This window comes from Micromonospora sp. NPDC047738 (assembly GCF_040642675.1).
Classification (GTDB): domain Bacteria; phylum Actinomycetota; class Actinomycetes; order Mycobacteriales; family Micromonosporaceae; genus Micromonospora.
Genome location: NZ_JBEYSO010000009.1, coordinates 132,341 through 149,835, shown reverse-complemented (window position 1 = coordinate 149,835; position 17,495 = coordinate 132,341). Strand labels below are relative to the sequence as shown.

The 17,495-nt window shown below is 73.8% G+C and carries 18 protein-coding genes; 14 read left to right on the top strand and 4 right to left on the bottom strand.

Annotated elements, in window-relative coordinates:
* Positions 1–26 precede the first annotated feature (26 nt).
* Positions 27–1,052: an iron chelate uptake ABC transporter family permease subunit gene (locus tag ABZ783_RS17235; protein WP_357438899.1), complete on the bottom strand. Its 1,026-nt coding sequence runs from the start codon at positions 1,050–1,052 to the stop codon at positions 27–29.
* On the bottom strand, positions 1,049–1,999 hold the full coding sequence (locus ABZ783_RS17230) for an iron chelate uptake ABC transporter family permease subunit (protein ID WP_357439266.1): 951 nt from the start codon (positions 1,997–1,999) through the stop codon (positions 1,049–1,051). The genes ABZ783_RS17235 and ABZ783_RS17230 overlap by 4 nt, the downstream gene beginning before the upstream one ends.
* 190 nt (positions 2,000–2,189) lie before the next feature.
* Here ABZ783_RS17230 and ABZ783_RS17225 point away from each other — a divergent pair, with 190 nt between their 5' ends.
* From ABZ783_RS17225 to ABZ783_RS17205, 5 genes are all read left to right on the top strand, one after another.
* Positions 2,190–3,215, top strand: coding sequence for an ABC transporter substrate-binding protein (locus ABZ783_RS17225; RefSeq protein ID WP_357438896.1), 1,026 nt, complete (start codon positions 2,190–2,192; stop codon positions 3,213–3,215).
* A complete protein-coding gene (locus ABZ783_RS17220) occupies positions 3,212–4,051 on the top strand; it encodes a siderophore-interacting protein (RefSeq protein ID WP_357438894.1) in 840 nt (279 codons plus the stop codon). The genes ABZ783_RS17225 and ABZ783_RS17220 overlap by 4 nt, the downstream gene beginning before the upstream one ends.
* Before the next feature lie 118 nt (positions 4,052–4,169).
* Positions 4,170–5,285, top strand: coding sequence for a Xaa-Pro peptidase family protein (locus ABZ783_RS17215; RefSeq protein WP_357438892.1), 1,116 nt, complete (start codon positions 4,170–4,172; stop codon positions 5,283–5,285).
* On the top strand, positions 5,282–6,424 hold the full coding sequence (locus ABZ783_RS17210) for an acyl-CoA dehydrogenase family protein (protein ID WP_357438890.1): 1,143 nt from the start codon (positions 5,282–5,284) through the stop codon (positions 6,422–6,424). The genes ABZ783_RS17215 and ABZ783_RS17210 overlap by 4 nt, the downstream gene beginning before the upstream one ends.
* A gap of 92 nt (positions 6,425–6,516) precedes the next feature.
* Positions 6,517–7,023: an Lrp/AsnC family transcriptional regulator gene (locus tag ABZ783_RS17205; protein WP_357438888.1), complete on the top strand. Its 507-nt coding sequence runs from the start codon at positions 6,517–6,519 to the stop codon at positions 7,021–7,023.
* Here ABZ783_RS17205 and ABZ783_RS17200 read toward each other — a convergent pair.
* Positions 6,953–7,564 (bottom strand): histidine phosphatase family protein, encoded by a 612-nt coding sequence (locus ABZ783_RS17200; RefSeq protein ID WP_357438886.1) that lies wholly within the window; start codon positions 7,562–7,564, stop codon positions 6,953–6,955. The genes ABZ783_RS17205 and ABZ783_RS17200 overlap by 71 nt on opposite strands.
* Positions 7,565–7,736: 172 nt before the next feature.
* On the opposite strand from ABZ783_RS17200, the gene ABZ783_RS17195 reads away from it, so the two are divergent.
* From ABZ783_RS17195 to ABZ783_RS17185, 3 genes are all read left to right on the top strand, one after another.
* The gene (locus ABZ783_RS17195; RefSeq protein WP_357438883.1) at positions 7,737–7,913 is read left to right on the top strand and encodes a CsbD family protein; all 177 of its coding nucleotides are present in this window, start codon (positions 7,737–7,739) and stop codon (positions 7,911–7,913) included.
* Positions 7,914–8,189: 276 nt separating this feature from the next.
* Positions 8,190–8,384, top strand: a complete 195-nt coding sequence (locus ABZ783_RS17190; RefSeq protein WP_073835118.1) for a hypothetical protein — start codon at positions 8,190–8,192, stop codon at positions 8,382–8,384.
* A gap of 101 nt (positions 8,385–8,485) precedes the next feature.
* Positions 8,486–8,821, top strand: a complete 336-nt coding sequence (locus ABZ783_RS17185; protein ID WP_073835117.1) for a YnfA family protein — start codon at positions 8,486–8,488, stop codon at positions 8,819–8,821.
* 69 nt (positions 8,822–8,890) lie between these two features.
* Here the strand turns inward: ABZ783_RS17185 and ABZ783_RS17180 are convergent, their stop codons facing one another.
* Positions 8,891–10,297 carry a lysine 2,3-aminomutase gene (locus ABZ783_RS17180; RefSeq protein ID WP_357438879.1) on the bottom strand — a complete coding sequence of 469 codons (1,407 nt, stop codon included), beginning with the start codon at positions 10,295–10,297 and terminating at the stop codon, positions 8,891–8,893.
* Positions 10,298–10,455: 158 nt separating this feature from the next.
* Here ABZ783_RS17180 and ABZ783_RS17175 point away from each other — a divergent pair, with 158 nt between their 5' ends.
* The 6 genes from ABZ783_RS17175 (at position 10,456) to ABZ783_RS17150 (ending at position 17,189) form a co-directional block, all read left to right on the top strand.
* On the top strand, positions 10,456–11,505 hold the full coding sequence (locus tag ABZ783_RS17175; RefSeq protein WP_357439263.1) for a zinc-binding alcohol dehydrogenase: 1,050 nt from the start codon (positions 10,456–10,458) through the stop codon (positions 11,503–11,505).
* Between the two features lie 4 nt (positions 11,506–11,509).
* Positions 11,510–13,081 (top strand): amidohydrolase family protein, encoded by a 1,572-nt coding sequence (locus ABZ783_RS17170; RefSeq protein ID WP_357438877.1) that lies wholly within the window; start codon positions 11,510–11,512, stop codon positions 13,079–13,081.
* A gap of 64 nt (positions 13,082–13,145) precedes the next feature.
* On the top strand, positions 13,146–14,708 hold the full coding sequence (locus ABZ783_RS17165; RefSeq protein WP_357438874.1) for a lysine 5,6-aminomutase subunit alpha: 1,563 nt from the start codon (positions 13,146–13,148) through the stop codon (positions 14,706–14,708).
* Complete coding sequence (locus ABZ783_RS17160) at positions 14,705–15,466, top strand: OAM dimerization domain-containing protein (RefSeq protein WP_357438871.1); 762 nt, start codon at positions 14,705–14,707, stop codon at positions 15,464–15,466. The genes ABZ783_RS17165 and ABZ783_RS17160 overlap by 4 nt, the downstream gene beginning before the upstream one ends.
* Entirely contained in the window at positions 15,463–15,855 is a 393-nt protein-coding gene (locus ABZ783_RS17155) for a hotdog domain-containing protein (protein WP_357438869.1), read from the top strand. Before ABZ783_RS17160 ends, ABZ783_RS17155 begins: the two co-directional genes overlap by 4 nt.
* Complete coding sequence (locus ABZ783_RS17150; protein ID WP_357438867.1) at positions 15,852–17,189, top strand: glutamate mutase L; 1,338 nt, start codon at positions 15,852–15,854, stop codon at positions 17,187–17,189. The genes ABZ783_RS17155 and ABZ783_RS17150 overlap by 4 nt, the downstream gene beginning before the upstream one ends.
* The last annotated feature ends 306 nt before the right edge of the window (positions 17,190–17,495 follow it).

The following is a 17,495-nucleotide window of genomic DNA, read 5'->3' as shown; positions in this document are numbered from 1 at the left end:
GCGGGTCTCCTTCTCGTCCGGTCCGATCACCGCCGGCTCCCGCGTTCGCCGGCGAGCAGCCAGGTCAGGTAGCCGCCGCCGAGCACGCCGGTGACCACACCGACGGGCAGTTGGTGGCCGCCGACCGCGTGCTGTGCCACCTGGTCGGCGGCGGCCAGCAGGGCGGCGCCGAGGGCGGCCGAGGGCAGCAGGTTGGGTCCCGGGGCGCGGGTCAGCCGGCGGGCCAGGTGGGGGGCGGTCAGGGCGAGGAACGACACCGGTCCGGCGGCCGCCGCGGCCAGGGAGACCAGCAGGACGGCCGTGCCGAGCGCGGCCAGGCGTACCCGGCGCACCGGGACGCCGAGCGCGGCGGCGGTGTCGTCGCCCAGCTCGATCAGTCGCAGCGCCGGGGCGCGGGCGAGCAGCACGGCGGGGAGCAGTGCCGCCAGCGCGGCGAGCACCGGCAGGGCGTTGGCCCAGCCGCGCCCGTCCAGGCTGCCGGTGAGCCAGAGCGCGGCGCGGGCGGCGTCCATCAGCGGGGCGCGGGTGAGTAGCCACCCGTTGACGCCGGTGAGGATCGCGGTGACTCCGATGCCCACCAGGACGAGCCGGTGGCCGGTCAGGCCGCGCGGGCCGGCCAGCGCGGCCAGCAGCGCGCCGATGGCAAGTCCGCCGGCGGCGGCTGCCGCGCCGAGGGCGATGCTGCTGCCGCCGAGCACGACCACGACCAGCGCGCCGGTGGCCGCGCCCTGGGTGACGCCGAGGATGTCGGGGCTGCCGAGCGGGTTGCGGGTCAGCGACTGGAACACCGCGCCGGCCAGGCCGAGGGCGGCCCCGACGGCGAGTGCCGTGGCGAGCCGGGGCAGGCGCAGCTCGGTGACCACGAACCGGTCGGCGGGGTTGCCGCCGCCGGCGAGGACCCGGAGCACGTCGGCGGGGTCGATGGGGTAGTCGCCCGCGCCGACGGCCAGCACGGCGAGGGCCGCCGCGAGCAGCGTGCCGGCGCCGCCGACGACGAGGGCGCGGGTGTGCAGGCGCAGCGACAGCCCGCCGGGGAGGCGCAGCACGATCATGGGCGGGCTATCCGTCCGCGCCGGACCAGGTGCAGGAAGAGCGGGCCGCCGAGCACGGCGGTGACCAGGCCGACCTGGAGTTCGCCCGGTCGGCCGAGCACGCGTCCGGCGATGTCCGCGGTGAGCAGCAGCACCGGGGCGAACACGGCGCAGTACGGCAGCAGCCGGCGCGGGTCGGGGCCGGTGAGGGCGCGGACCAGGTGCGGCGCGAGCAGCCCGACGAAGACGAGCGGACCGCAGGCGGCGGTCGCCGCCCCGCACAGCAGCGTGACGGCCGCGACGACGGCGGCCCGGACCAGGCCGGGGCGGGCGCCGAGGGCGCGGGCGGAATCGTCGCCGAGGGCGAGCGCGCCGAGTGGCCGGGCCGCGAGCAGGGCGAGCAGCAGCCCGGCCAGGACGAAGGGCAGCAGGTGGGGGACGGTGTCGGTGCGCGCGCCCGCGAGGGAGCCGACGGTCCAGAACCGCAGCCGTTCCAGGGACGTGGTGTCGAGCAGCATGATCGCGCTGACGTACGAGTAGAGGGCGGCGTTGAGTGCCGCGCCGGCCAGGGCCAGCCGGGTGGGGGTGGCGTGCCGGCCGCCGGCCACGGCGTGCACGCCGACAGTGACCAGGGCGGCGCCGAGCAGCGCGTACCAGACCTGCTGGTCCAGGGCGGTGATGCCGAGGGCGAGGGTGGCGGTGGCCACGGCGGCGGAGGCGCCGGCGTTGATGCCGAGCAGGCCGGGGTCGGCGAGCGGGTTGCGGGTCAGTGCCTGCATGGCGGCGCCGGCGACGCCGAGCGCGGCACCGGCGGTGAGGCCGAGCAGCGTACGTGGCAGCCGCATCCGGTGCACGACGGCGTAGTCGGGGGAGGCGGGGTCGGTCAGGCCGTGCCACACGTCGGCGAGGGGCAGGGGTTTCGCGCCGACGGCGAGGCTGAGCACGGCGACGGTGCCGAGCAGCAGCAGCCCGACGGCCAGGCCGGTGGCGGGTGCGCCGCGACGTCGCTGCGACGCGGGCGGGGCGGCGCTTCGTGGTGAGGTGATGACGGACAGTGTGGACTCCGGTCGGTGGAACGGGCTTGACAGCAAGTTAGGTTAGGTTAACCTAACCCCGCTGTCCATGGTCATTTTCCGACCCGTACCGAAAGACAACGCCATGCCCGAAACCCTGTCCGGCCGCCGGTTCTCCCGTCGTAGCCTGCTCGCCGCCGGTGGCGCCGCCGGCCTCACCGCCCTCCTCGCCGGCTGCGGTGGCGACGGCGACACCGCCGCCACCGCGCCGAGCGGCGGCCCCTGGTCCTTCACCGACGACCGTCCGCAGCAGGTCGACGCCGTCCGCCGGCCCTCGCGGATCGTCGCCTTCACCGGGGTGGCCGCCGCCCTGGTCGATTTCGGACTCGGCGCGCAGATCGTCGGCGTGTTCGGCGAGACCCGACGCGCCGACGGCACCCGCGACCCGCAGGCCGGCGACCTCGACGTGGACCGCGTCGAGATCCTCGGCAACGCCTGGGGCGAGTTCAACCTGGAGAAGTACGCGGCGCTGCGCCCCGACCTGCTCGTCACCCACATGTACGACCCTGGCGCGCTCTGGTACGTCCCGGACGAGAGCAAGGCCAAGATCCTCCCGCTCGCGCCGAGCGTCGCGGTGACCACCGCCCGGGTCCCGATGACCCGACCCATCGAGCGGTACGCCCAGCTCGCCGAGTCCCTCGGCGCCGACCTGTCCGAGGTCACCACGGCGAAGGCCCGGTTCGCCGCCGCCGCCGACGCCGTCCGCCAGGCCGTCAAGGCCAACCCCGGCCTCCGGGTGATGGCCGCCTCCGGCAGCCCCGACCTGTTCTACGTCTCCAACCCGAAGGTCAGCACCGACCTGATGTACTTCGCCGAACTCGGCGTCGACCTCGTGCTGCCCACCAAGCTCGAACAGGGGGACTACTTCGAGGCGCTGAGCTGGGAGAACGCCGGCAAGTTCCCGGCCGATCTGATCCTGCTCGACAACCGCTCCACCGCGCTGCAGGCCAAGGACCTCACCGTCAAGCCCACCTGGACCCAACTGCCCGCGGTCCGCGCCGGCCAGGTCACCCCGTGGGACGCGGTGCCCCGCTTCTCGTACGCGGGGGCGGCCCCGCTGCTGGAGAACCTGGCCCGCGCCATCCGCGACGCCCGGAAGGTCACCACGTGACCACCGCCGCCGTCGCCCTGCGGTACCGCTTCTACGCCGCCCGGGTCCTCACCACCCGCCTGGTCGGCGCCTGCCTGGTCCGGGTCACCCTCGGCGGTGACGACCTCGCCGGCTTCCCCGGCGGCGGTCGGGATCAGAGCGTCTCCCTCTTCCTGCCCCACCCCGGCCAGGCCGCCCCGGTCGTCCCGGTCGAGGCGGGGGAGGACTGGTACGCCGCCTGGCGGGCCCTCGACCCGCAGGTCCGGGGGGTGATGCGCGCGTACACCATCCGCGCCCAACGCCCGGAGCTGGCCGAGGTGGACATCGACGTCGTCCGCCACGGCGACACCGGCCCGGCCACCCGGTGGGCCGGGCGGGCCCGTCCCGGCGATCGGGTGCTGCTGCTCGGCCCGGCCGTGCCCGACGAGCGCGGCGTCCGCTTTCGGCCACCCGCCGGCACCGACGCGGTGCTGCTGGTGGCCGACGAGACCGCGCTGCCCGCCGTCGCCGGCATCCTCGACTGGCTTCCCGCCGGCACCCCGGCCCGCGCCTTCGTCGAGGTCCCGGGCGCCGCCGACATCCAACCGCTGCCCAGCGCCGCCCGCGCCGAGGTGACCTGGCTGGTCCGCGGCGGCACCGCCCCCGGCACCACCCTGCTGGCCGATGCCCTGCGCGCCGCGCGGCTGCCGGGCACCACCCCGTACGCCTGGATCGCCGGTGAGGCCGGCATGGTCCGGGCCGTGCGCCGGCACCTGGTCGGCGAGCGCCGCCTGGACCGCGCCCGGGTCACCTTCGCCGGCTACTGGCGCCGCGGCGCGTCGGAGGAGGACCTCCGCGCCGAGACCGCCACCGCCTGACCGCTCCCGTCCTCGCCACCGATCGCGCGGGTTGCTCCCGGCCGGGCCGGCTGACCCGCGGGCCTCGTCGGTGCGGAGTGGCTCCCACCGCGGCCCAAACGACCGTTAAGCTCACAGGGTGGGGATCGACGAACTGTATCCGGCCGCGCGGCTGGCCGCCGCCCAGCGCGCCACCGCTGCGGCGGGCCTGGACGCGCTGCTGCTCACGCCCGGCTCCGACCTGCGTTACCTGACCGGCTACGACGCGCACGAGGGGGAGCGGCTGACCTGTCTGGTGCTCCCGGCCGCGGGCGAGCCCACCCTGATCGTGCCGGTCCTGGAGCGCCCGGCCGCCGAGGCGTCCCCCGCCCCGGCCACCGGCGTGCGGATCGTCGACCACGCCGACGGCACCCACCCGTACCCCCTGCTCCGGGCGGCGCTGCCCGGCCCGGTGGCGACGGTGGGGCTGGCCGACCGGATGTGGGCCGAGCAGGTGCTCGCGCTGCGCGCCGCGCTGCCCGACGCCGCCCAGCGCCTCGCGTCCGAGGTGCTGCGCGAGTTGCGGATCCGCAAGTCGCCCGCCGAGGTGGCGGCCCTCGCCGAGGCGGGCGCCGCGATCGACGCGGTGCACCGGCGGATGGGGGAGTGGCTGCGCCCCGGCCGGACCGAGGCCGAGGTGGCCGCCGACATCGCCGCGGCGATCCGCGCGGCCGGCCACGTCACCGTGGACTTCGTCATCGTCGCCGCCGGGCCGAACGGCGCCAGCCCGCACCACGGCACGTCCGACCGGCCGATCCGGGCCGGGGAGCCCGTCGTGGTCGACATCGGCGGCACCATGCCGTCGGGCTACCGCTCCGACTGCACCCGCACGTACGTCGCCGGCGGTCCCGCCCCGGCCGAGTTCACCGACTACTACGCGGTGCTGCACGCGGCCCAGCGGGCGGCGGTGGCGGCGGTGCGGCCGGGGGTGACCGCCGAGGCGGTCGACGCGGCGGCCCGGGACGTGATCAGCACCGCCGGCTACGGCGACGCCTTCCTGCACCGCACCGGTCACGGCATCGGCCTGGACACCCACGAGGAACCGTACGTCGTGGCCGGCAACCCGCGACCGCTGGAGGCCGGCATGGCGTTCTCGGTCGAACCCGGTATCTACCTCGCCGGGCGGCACGGCGCCCGGATCGAGGACATCGTCGTCTGCACGACGGACGGCGGGCAACGGCTCAACACCACCCCCACGGAGCTCATCGCGCTATGACTGTCGACCGGATCCTCCCCACCGACGAGGCCCACGACCTGCTGGACCTCGCCACCGAACTCGCCGATCGGGAGCTCACCCCGAAGGCCGCCGGCTTCGAGGAGCGCGCCGAGTTCCCCCGCGAGGTGCTGCGCACCCTGGGCCGGGCCGGGCTGCTCGGCCTGCCGTACGCCGAGGAGCACGGCGGCGCCGCCCAGCCGTACGAGGTCTACCTGCAGGTGCTGGAGATCCTGGCCAGCCGCTGGCTCGCGGTCGCCGAGGCGGTCAGCGTGCACACCCTGTCCTGCTACCCGCTCGCCCAGTTCGGCACCGACGAGCAGCGCAAGCTACTGCCCGACATGATCGGCGGGGAGCTGCTCGGGGCCTACTGCCTGTCGGAGCCGCAGGGCGGCTCGGACGCGGCGGCCCTGACCACCAAGGCGGTCCGCGACGGCGACGACTATGTGGTCTCCGGCACCAAGGCGTGGATCACCCACGCCCGGGTCGCCGACTTCTACAACATCTTCTGCCGCACCGGCGGTCCCGGCCCGAAGGGCATCTCCTGCCTGCTGGCCGACCGGAACACCCCGGGGATCCACCCGCAGGCCGCCGAGCGGACCATGGGACTGTACGCCTCCCCGGTCGCCCAGATCGCGTTCGACGAGGCCCGGGTGCCGGCGGAGCGGCTGGTCGGCGGCGAGGGGCGGGGCTTCACCATCGCCATGTCCGCGCTGGACTCCGGCCGGCTCGGCATCGCCGCCTGCGCGGTCGGTCTGGCCCAGGCCGCCCTGGACTACGCGGTCGGCTACGCGCAGGAGCGACAGCAGTTCGGCCGTTCGATCATCGAGTTCCAGGGACTGGGCTTCATCCTCGCCGACGCCGCCACCCAGATCTCGGCGGCCCGCGCGCTCACGCTGGCCGCGGCGCGGCTGCGCGACGCCGGTCGGCCGTACTCGATCGAGGCGGCGAAGGCGAAGCTGTTCGCGACCGACGTGGCGATGCGGGTGACCACCGACGCGGTGCAGGTGCTGGGCGGCGCCGGCTACGTCGCCGACCATCCGGTCGAGCGGTACATGCGGGAGGCGAAGGTGCTCCAGATCGTCGAGGGCACCAACCAGATCCAGCGGCTGGTCATCTCCCGGTCCCTCGCGAAGGGCTGACGGGCGCGGAGGGCGACCATCCGGCCCACCGAGCGTGACGCCCGGCGGGCCGGATGCGGCAGGGGAGCGTTCTCTCCGGTAGGTTGCACCGCGTGGAGGAGATCGACCGGGCCATCGTCGCCGCGCTGACCGGGGACGGTCGGCTGTCGTACACCGACCTCGCCGAGAAAGTGGGGCTGTCGGTGTCCGCTGTGCACCAGCGGGTCCGCCGGCTGGAGCAGCGCGGCGTCATCAAGGGGTACGCCGCGCGGGTCTCGTTCGAGGCGTTGGACCTGCCGTTGACCGCGTTCGTGGCGATCCGGCCGTTCGACCCGTCGCAGCCCGACGACGCGCCGGAGCGGCTGGCCCACCTGCCCGAGATCGACTCGTGTTACTCGGTGGCGGGGGAGGACTTCTACCTGCTGTTGGTGCGGGTGGCCGGGCCGGCGGACCTGGAGCGGGTGCTGCAGGAGATCCGTACCGCGGCCAACGTCACCACGCGCACCACCGTGGTCCTCTCCACGCCCTACGAGAACCGCCCGCCGAAGATCAATGCCGAGCTGCCTGGTCGGGGTCGTTCCCGGGCGGCGGCGGAGCCGGCTGGTTCCAACGCAGGATGACCTGCCGTCCGTGCTCGTGACCGAGCACGGAGACGGTGGCGGTGTCCAGCCGGAGCAGCCCACCGGCGGACGGGGGCAGGCCGATCCAGCGGGCGCCGATCACCCGCAGGCTGTGCGCGTGGCCGACCAGGGCGACGCTGCCCCGGTCGAGCAGGGGAGCGATCCCGGCCAGCACCCGGTCCGCGCGTTCGCCGACCTGGGCCGGCGACTCGCCGCCGGGAGCGCCGTCGGTCCAGAGGTTCCACTGCGGGCTCTCCTCGTGGATGTCCGCGGTGGTGCGTCCCTCGTACTCGCCGTAGTTCCATTCGGCCAGGTCGGGGTCGGTGGCGTCGGCGTCGAGGCCGGCGAGGTGCGCGGTGCGGGTGGCGCGCTGCCGGGGACTGGACAGGACGCGGGCGAAGCGGCGGCCGGCGACCATCACGCCGAGCGCGCGGGCCTGCCGCTCACCGTCAGGGGTCAGCTCCAGATCGGTGTACGAGGTGTGCCGGTGGCTGGCGCTCCAGGTGGTCTCTCCGTGCCGGATCAGCAGGATCTCTCCCATTCGTCCAGTTAACCAGCCACCGTGGCTTCGTGTTCACCTAGTGTCCTAGGACGCCCTGCGGGTGATGCCCATCGCCACGTTCAACGACGGCGTTTCAGCTCAACGACCACGGGGACGCGGTCAGGGAGCGGGCCGAACGGCCCGGACACCGTTGCCAGCGAAGGGGAGTGCCATGAGCTTCACCGACAAGGCCAAGAACAAGGCCCAGGAGATGAGCGGCCTCGCCAAGGAGCGGATCGGCGACGCCACCGACAACGAGCGGTTGCGGGCGCAGGGCGCCAGCGAGCAGCGCACGGCGCGGGACCGGCAGAAGGAGGCCGGCCGCAACGTGAAGAACTTCGAGAAGTGACCCGCACGGCGGCGGGCTCCCGGTCTCCCGGGGGCCCGCCGCCGCGTGCCGGTGCGGGCCAGGTCGTCGTGCTGACCCGTCCCGTCGTCCTGGGCTCGCATCGGGTACCCGGGTACGGGCTGGTCCTGGGCGGGATGCGCTGCCCTGGCCCGGGTTGTCCGGTTCCGTTCGCGGTGCCTCGTCCGGAGCCGGCGGAGGTTTTCCGGGCGGAGGGACGGGGACGCGGGTAGAGAGGGGCGAAGGCCCCCGGTCTGTGGGAACGACGCAGGAGGCGACATGAGCACCGAGAAGGCCAAGGACAGGGTCGAGCGGGTGGCCGGTGCGGCCCGGGCTCGGATGGGTGACATGACCCGGCAGGAGCGGTCGCGGGCGGAGCAGGTGGGGCGGCAGGAGGAGGCCCGCGGTGGACGGCCCGGCGAGCGTGTCCAGGAGAGCGAGCAGGACGTGAGTGGTCGCTCCTTCACGAGTTGACCCCGGCCTGGTGGTGCCCCTGGCGTGTACGTCGTGCCGGGGGCACCGGTGTGTGGTGGGCGGGCGGCCGGCCAACCGGGTGGCCGGGTTACCGTCGCGGCGTGACGGTTGCGCGTTCCCTGGTGCTGTTCGTGTTGGCTGCCCTGGCCGAGATCGGTGGGGCGTGGCTGGTGTGGCAGGGCTGGCGGGAGCATCGGGGGCTGTGGTGGGTGGCGGGCGGGGTGCTGGCGCTGGGCGTGTACGGGTTCGTGGCGACGTTCCAGCCGGACCCGCATTTCGGTCGGATCCTGGCCGCGTACGGGGGTGTGTTCGTGGCGGGGTCGCTGGCGTGGGGTGTGCTGGTGGACGGGTTCCGCCCGGACCGGTGGGACGTGGTGGGCGCGGCGATCTGCCTGCTCGGGGTGGCGGTGATCATGTACGCGCCGCGGGGCGGCTGATCCAGCCGGCGGGAACGGAGTCGCCCGGCAACCCGTGGTGCGGGTGCCGGGCGACGGGTGGTGCGTAGGTCAGTCGTTGCGGTGGGCTGCCCACCAGGCCTGGCCGGTTTCGGGCAGGGTGTCGATCGGGTCGTAGTAGGCGTAGCGCTTGTTGAGCGCTTCGAGGTCGGCGGACTCGATCGAGGTGCGGTAGTTCTTGGTCCAGTAGGAGATGCCGCGGTCGCGGTCGTACTCGGTGAGCATGTGGACCCAGCGCTTGCCGACGAAGGGGACGTCGCAGACGATGCGCGGGGTGGCGTAGCCGGGCAGGTAGCCCATGATGTCGTGCTGGAGTTGCTGGGCGTGCCAGACGGGGACCCGCCAGTGCTCGGCGTTGGGGATCATGTCGCACATGTAGAAGTAGTACGGCAGGATGCCGGCCTCGCCCTGCAGGGCGAAGCAGAGGTCGAGCAGGTCGGGAGTGGTGGCGTTGACGCCGCGCATGAGCACGCCCTGGTTGCGGACGTCGCGGACGCCGACGTCGAGGGCGGTCTGGGCGGCCTTGGCGACCAACGGGGTGAGCGACTGGGCGTGGTTGACGTGGGTGTGGATGGCGAGGTTGACGCCGCGGCGGGCGGCGGTGCGGCCGACTCGCTCCAGGCCTTCGACGACGTCGGGCTGCAGCCAGTGCTGGGGGAGGCCCATGAGGGCCTTGGTGGCGAGCCGGATGTCGCGGATGGTTTCGATCTCGAGCAGCCGCATCAGGTATGACTCGAGGTTCTTCCACGGCACGTTGGCTACGTCGCCGCCGGAGACGACGACGTCGCGGACGCCGGGGTGGGCCTTGAGGTAGGCGATGTGGGCGTCGTAGCGGTCGACGGGCTTGAGGGTGAGTTTGAGTTTGTCGACGGCGGGGGTGGAGTTGCCGACGAGGTCCATCCGGGTGCAGTGGCCGCAGTACTGCGGGCAGGTGGAGAGCAGTTCGGCGAGGACCTTGGTGGGGTAGCGGTGGGTGAGGCCTTCGGCGACCCACATGTCGTGCTCGTGGAGGCTGTCGCGGCTGGCGTAGGGGTGGGAGGGCCAGTCGGTGCGCCGGTCGGAGGCGACGGGGATCATGTAGCGGCGGATCGGGTCGGCGAGGAAGGCCTCGGTGGTCATGGGCGCGAACGGCACCATGGTGTTGAGCATTTGTGGGGGCACCAGCATGGACATGGTGGCCAGGGCCTTCTGGTCGGCCTCGAGGTCGGCGTAGAAGGTCTCGTCGACGAGGTCACCGAGGACGGTGCGCAGCTGCTTGATGTTCTTGACGCAGTTGACGCGCTGCCACTGGGCGTTCTCCCACTGTTCGCGGGTGACGTGGCGCCAGCCGGGGAAGCGGGTCCAGTCGGGTTCGACGAGTGGGCGGCGGCGGTATTCGTAGGGCTGTCCGGCGGTGGGGACCGCGGCCGGTGCGGGGTGGGGCGCTGGGATGGTCTCCACCGGTTGGGTCTGGGTCACGGCCCCTCCTGCTGGTCGGTGCGGGTGGATCAACGGTCACGAAGGCTACTGGAAAATATCCGGTGAAGAAATTAGTCTGCCGGAAGTTTTCCCGCGACGCGAGTCCTGGCCAGGGGCTTCGAGCGGCTGGACGGAGGAGGGTCGGCGTGACGTCACCGGTGGGACTGCACCGTGTCGTGGAACCCGCGGGGGTGCTGCCGCAGGCGGCCTGGCGGCTGGACGCCGATCCGCGGATCGCCTCGAACGAGGTGCGGATCCGGGTGGAGCGGCTGAACCTCGACGCGGCGAGCTTCCGGCAGCTGTCGGAGAAGCACGGCGGTGACGGGGAGAAGGTCCGCGCCGAGGTGCTGGAGATCATCTCGACCCGGGGGAAGATGCAGAATTCGGTCACCGGGTCGGGCGGCATGCTGATCGGCACGGTCGAGGAGGTGGGCCGGCGGTCCCCGCTGGGGCTCACGCCGGGTGACCGGGTGGCCACGCTGGTGTCGTTGACGCTGACGCCGCTGACGATCCTGGACGGGCTGGCCCGCTGGGACGGGCGCAGCGAGCAGGTGCCGTGCGACGGGTACGCGATCCTGTTCGCCCGGTCGATCGCGGCGGTGCTGCCGGCGGACCTGCACCCGGAGCTGTCGCTGGCGGTGCTGGACGTGTGCGGGGCGCCGGCGTTGACCGCGCGGGTGGTCGACGAGCAGGTGCAGCGCCGGCGGCGGGCCGGTGACGCCCGGCCGGTGCGGGTGGCGGTGATCGGCGGTGCCGGCAAGAGCGGGTCGCTGTCCCTTGCTGCGGCGCGGCGGGCGGGTGCCGGGCGGACGGTCGGGGTGGTGCCGGTGGTGGCGGAGCGGGACGCGCTGACGGCGGCCGGGCTGGCCGACGTGGTCGCGTTGGCCGACGCGCGGGACCCGGTGGGGTTGTCCACGGCGGTGACCACCGCGTTGGGTGCGCCGGCGGACGTGACCGTGGTGTGCGTGGACGTGCCTGGTTGTGAGCACGGGGCGGTGCTGGCCACCGAGGACGGCGGCACGGTGATCTTCTTCTCGATGGCGACGAGCTTCGCGGCGGCGGCGTTGGGTGCGGAGGGCCTGGCGGCGGACGTGACGATGCTGGTCGGCAACGGGTACGTGCCGGGGCACGCGGAGTTGGCGTTGGAGCTGCTGCGCGCCGAGCCGGGGGTGCGTCGTCTGTTCGAGGCGCGGTTGGCGGCAGACTGACACCATGACGAACCCCTCGACGTTGTACCGCGGCGGCGTGCTGCACTGTCCGGCCGATCCGAGCGCGACCGCCCTGCTGGTGCGGGACGGCCGGATCGCCTGGTTGGGGGCGGACGCGGACGCGCCGGCTGCCGACCGGGTGGTGGATCTGGCCGGTGCGCTGGTGACCCCGGCGTTCGTGGACGCCCACGTGCACGCCACCGACACCGGGTTGGCCCTGTCGGGCCTGGACCTGTCCGGGGTGCGGTCGGCGGGTGAGCTGCTGGACGCGGTGGCGGGGTTCGCGACGGGCCTGCCGGGTGACGCGGTGGTGCTGGGGCACGGCTGGGACGAGTCGTCCTGGGCGCAGCGGGCGTTGCCGGACGCGGCGGCGCTGGACCGGGCGGCCGGGGGGCGGCGGGTGTATCTGTCGCAGGCGTCGATCCATTCGGCGCTGGTGTCGCGGGCGTTGCTGGCGGCCTGCCCGGACGTGGTGGCCGCCGCCGGGTACGACCCGTCGGGCTGGTTGCGGCGTGACGCGCATCACGTGGTGCGGGCGGCGGCGTTCGCGTCGGTGACCCGGCCGCAGCGGGTCGCCGCGCAGCGGGCCGCGTTGGCGCACGCCGCGTCGCTGGGCATCGCCGCGGTGCACGAGTGCGGCGGCCCGGAGATCTCCGACGAGGAGGACTTCACCGGGCTGCTGGGCATCTCCGGCGCGGGGCTGCCCGAGGTGTACGGGTACTGGGGTGAGCTGCTGGGTGCGGCGCGGGCGCGGGAGTTGGGTGCGGTCGGGGCCGGTGGTGACCTGTTCGCCGACGGGGCGCTGGGGTCGCGGACGGCGCACGTGTCGCAGGCGTACCTGGACGGGGAGCCGGGCGGGTGCGGGCACGGGTATGTGAGCGCCGAGCAGGTGCGGGACCACCTGTTGGACTGCGCGGCGCACGGGCTGCAGGGTGGTTTCCACGCGATCGGCGACGCGGCGATCTCCACGGTCCTCGACGGGTTCGCGCAGGCGGCGGAGAAGTTGGGGGTGGATCGGCTGCGGCTGGCCCGGCACCGGGTGGAGCACGCGGAGATCATGAACAAGCGGTTGATCGCCGGGTTCGTGGAGTACGGGATCGTCGCGTCGATGCAGCCGGCGTTCGACCGGCTGTGGGGCGGCGCCGGCCGCATGTACGAGTCGCGGCTGGGGTTGTCGCGGTCGTTGGAGTCCAACCCGATGGGGGCGATGCACGCGGTCGGGGTGACGTTGGCGTTCGGGTCGGATTCGCCGGTGACGCCGCTGGACCCGTGGGGGTCGGTGCGGGCGGCGGCGGCGCACCACAACCCGGTGCAGCGGATGAGTGTGCGGGCGGCGTTCGCCGCGCACACCCGTGGCGGGTGGCGGGCGGTGCATCTGGACAACGAGGGTGTCCTGGCGCTGGGCGCGCCGGCGACGTTCGCGGTGTGGTCCTCCCCGGCCGGGGTGGACAGGGGTCTGCCGGTGTTGCAGGCCGAGGATCCGGAGCTGCGCGGCGCGGACGATCCGACGCCGCTGCCGGTGTGCCGGGCCACGGTGCTGCGCGGTGACCTGATCTATGAGGAAGGGTCTGCGTGAGCGAGGGAAGCATCGGGACGGGGGCGTGTCGCGCCGCCGTCGCGGAGCGAAGCGGAGTGGCGGCGTGAGCGGCAAGCTTGAGCTGGATCCGGCGCTGGTGGCGCGGGCGCGGGAGTTGGCGCGCCGCGCCGGGCAGCCGGTGGTGGAGTTCGCGCGTAGCCACACCACCGTGTCGGTGGAGCGGGCGGTGCTGCGGCTGGCCGGGGTGACCGGCGCGGACCCGGACGGGATCCCGTGGGTGAACCGGCTCGTCGACGCGGTCGTGGCTGATGTGGGGCTGGGGCACGGGGTGGCCGTGCCGGTGTTCGACGCCCTGGCGCGGGAGCAGATGACCGACGTGACGTTGCTGGCGCAGAAGGCCGCGGCGGGGTCGGTGCGGTTCACCCAGCCCACCGGCCGGGCGGCCACTGCGGCCCGCAGGGCCGCCCGCAAGGCGGTCGCGGCGGGCATCCGGAGCATCGACCGGCGCCGCGCGGAGCGGGACCGGCTGGTGCGGCGGTACGGGGATCCGAAGCAGCGGCCGTGGATCTATCTGATCGTGGCGACGGGCGACATCTACGAGGACATCCCGCAGGCGCAGGCCGCCGCGCGGGCGGGGGCGGACATCATCGCGGTGATCCGTTCGACGGGACAGTCGCTGCTGGACTACGTGCCCGAGGGGGCGACCCGGGAGGGGTTCGCGGGCACGTACGCCACGCAGGAGAACTTCCGGCTGATGCGGGCCGCCCTGGACGAGTCGTCGAAGGAGCTGGGCCGGTATGTGCGGTTGACGAACTACGCGTCGGGCCTGTGCATGCCGGAGATGGCGACCCTCGCCGGTCTGGAGCGGCTGGACATGATGCTCAACGACTCGATGTACGGGATCCTGTTCCGCGACATCAACCCGATCCGCACGTTCGTCGACCAGCGGTTCTCGCGGCAGGTGCACGCCCGCGCCGGGATCATCATCAACACCGGTGAGGACAACTACCTGACCACCGCCGACGCGGTCGACGAGGCGCACACGGTGACGGTGTCGCAGCTGCTCAACGAGTATTTCGCGCACGAGGCGGGGTTGGCCGACTGGCAGTTGGGGCTGGGGCACGCGTTCGAGATCAACCCGGATCTGCCGGAGTCGTTCCGGCTGGAGTTGGCGCACGCGCTGCTGGCCCGGGAGTTGTTCCCGGACGCGCCGTTGAAGTGGATGCCGCCGACGAAGCACATGACCGGGGACGTGTTCCGCGGCAACCTGCTCGACGGGTTCTTCAACCTGGTCGGCGCCATGACCGGGCAGGGGATCCTGCTGGTCGGCATGATGACCGAGGCGGTGGTGACGCCGTGGCTGTCCGACCGGGACATCGCCCTGCAGAACGTGCGGTATGTGCTGGGTGCCGCCGGTGGGCTGCACGAGGACTTCGTGCCCGCGCCGGGCGGGTTCATCCAGCAGCGTGCCCACCGGGTTCTCGGTGAGGCCGTCGACCTGCTCGACCGCATCGGCGACCAGTCGCTGCTCACGGCGATCGCCGAGGGCACGTTCGGGATCATGAAGCGGCCCGCGGACCGCGGCAAGGGCCTCGACGGGGTCGCGAAGCACGAGGCCGACTACTACAACCCGGCCACCGAGATCCTGGAAGGAGACCGTCCGTGACGGCCCCGGCGGAAAAGAAGATCGTCCGACCGTACGGGGACACCACCGGCGACGGCATGGTGCAGGTGTCGTTCACGCTGCCGGTGCCGCACGACAAGCGGGCCGAGGGCGCGGCGGTGCAGCTGGCCAACAAGATGGGCATCGACCCGGCGATGCTGGTGCACGCCAAGCAGATGGGCGACGAGTTCACCTTCTTCGTGGTGTACGGGCGGGTGAACCATCTGGTGGACCTGTCGCAGGTGCAGGTGGTGGAACGGGACTTCCCGCTGCTGTCGGCCAAGGAGGTCAACGCGGTGGTGAAGCAGAAGTTGCGGCGCAAGCTGTCGGTGGTGGGGGCGTGCATCGGCACGGACGCGCACACCGTCGGCATCGACGCGATCCTCAACGTCAAGGGCATCGCGGGGGAGAAGGGCCTGGAGTACTACCGGGAGTTGAAGGTCAGCAACCTGGGCGCGCAGGTCAGCGTTCCGGAGCTGGTGGAGGCGGCCCGGCGGGAGAAGGCCGACGCGGTGCTGGTGTCGCAGGTGGTGACGCAGCGTGACGCGCATCTGCACAACACGCGGGAGATGTCCGCGGCGTTCCGGGAGGCGATGCCGGCCGGGAAGCGGCCGCTGCTGATCGTCGGCGGGCCCCGCTTCGACGAGACGATGACCGGGGAACTGGGCGTCGACCGGATCTTCGGCCGCGGCACCACCCCCGGCGAGGTGGCCAGTTATCTGGTCCACGCCCTGATCACGAACAAGAAGGCGAGAGCATGAGCGATTCCCGCGTCGGTCTGACGGTGACGCATCGGCGGTACGTGCCGTACTCGCACGCCCACTACGCCGGGAACCTTGTCGACGGGGCGTACGCGCTGGGCCTGTTCGGGGACGTCGCCACCGAGGTGTGCATCCGCACCGACGGTGACGAGGGGCTGTTCGCCTCCTACTCCGATGTGCAGTTCAAGGCGCCGATGAAGGCCGGGGACGTGCTGGAGGTGGTGGCCACGGTGACCCGGGTGGGCACCCGCAGCCGCACCATCGACTTCGAGGCGCGGGTGGTGTGCCGGGGACGCCCCGACAGGAGCGAGTCCGCCGCCGAGGTCCTCGCCGAGCCGATCGTGGCGGTCACCGCGACCGGCACCGTGGTCGTCCCCGCGGCGGCGTGAACGCCGCCGTCTGCGCCGACGTCGGGTCCACGTACACCAAGGCCGCGGTGGTCGACCTCGACGACGGCCGGCTGGTCGCGGCGGCGTCCGCGCCGACCACCGTCGGCACGGACGTGCTGCACGGCCTGGACGCCGCCGTCGGCGCGGCCACCGCCCGCGCCGGGGTCCGGGACCTGCCCTGGTACGTGTGCTCGTCGGCCGGTGGTGGGCTGCGGCTGGCGGTCGTCGGCTACGAGCCGCTCGTCACCGCGCAGGCCGGCCGGCGGGTGGGGCTGTCGGCCGGGGCGAACGTGGTGCACGTGGCCGCCGGGCGGCTCGGCGCGGCCGAGCTGACCGCGTTGCGCGCCGCCCGTCCCGATGTGGTGCTGCTCGTCGGCGGCACCGACGGCGGTGACGTGGAGACGTTGACGCACAACGCGACCCGGCTGGCGAAGGCCCGCTTTCGGGTGCCGGTGGTCCTTGCCGGCAACGTCGAGGTCCGTGACGACCTGCATGCGCTGCTCGCCGCCGCGAAGGTGCCGGTGACCGTCGCCGACAACGTGCTGCCCCGCATCGGGGTGCTCGCCCCCGCGCCGGCGCGGGCGGCGATCCGGGAGGTGTTCCTGCGGCACGTGATCGGCGGGAAGAAGCTGTCCCGCGGTGGCCGGTTCGCCCGGCTGGTGCGGGCGGCCACGCCCGACGCGGTGCTGACCGGGGTGGAGGTCCTCGCCGACGCGCTCGGCGGGGATCTGGCCGTCGTTGACGTCGGCGGCGCCACCACCGACGTGTACTCGGTGCTCACCCCCGACGAGCGGGACAGCGGGCCGGGCCGGGAGGTCGCCGGCACCCTGTGGCGGGCCCGCACCGTGGAGGGGGACCTGGGCATGCGGTGGAGCGCCCCCGGTGTGGTCCGCGCCGCCGCCGAGGAACGTCTGCTCACCGGCGGGGAGGAGGAGCAGTTGGCCGCGGCGGCGGCGGTGCGGGCCGCCGATCCCGGGTTCCTGCCCGCCGACGACACCGGCCGGGCCGTCGACCGGCGCATCGCCGGGCTCGCCGCGACGGTGGCGTTGCGCCGGCACGCCCGCGGCGCGGCCACCGGGGAACGCGCCGGCCGGGACCTGCGCGACGTGAAGCTGATGGTCGGCTCCGGTGGGGTGCTGCGGCACGCGCCGGCCGGCGACGCGGCCGCGGTGCTGGCCGCGGTGCTCACCGACCACGCCGGCGGGTGGCCGCTGCCCCGGGCCGCCCGCGCGGTCGTCGACGTCGACTACGTCCTCGCGGCCGGTGGGCTCCTCGCCGCCGACCACCCGGTAGCGGCGGCCCGGCTGCTGCGCCGGCATCTGGGCGGAGACTGAGCCGCCACCCGGCACGGATCGAGACGCGCCGACGCGACACGCCGTGGCGCAACACACGACAGGCCGGGGTGGGTTGACAGCGGCGGGGGTGCACGCCGTACCGTCTTTGAGTCCTACCACGGGAAGCGGCTGTTGTTCGCTTCGTCCCTTCGTCCGCTGGCCGAGCGACCCGAGTGGTTGCGGCGGCCAGGTCCAGCGGGCGGGGGTCGGCGGGGCGGCGCGAACCGGCCGCGGTTACCGGTGTACGGGCAGGGTGAAAGGCACGGCCAGTAGACAACGGCCAGGCGGGGGCAGCCAGTCCGCGTC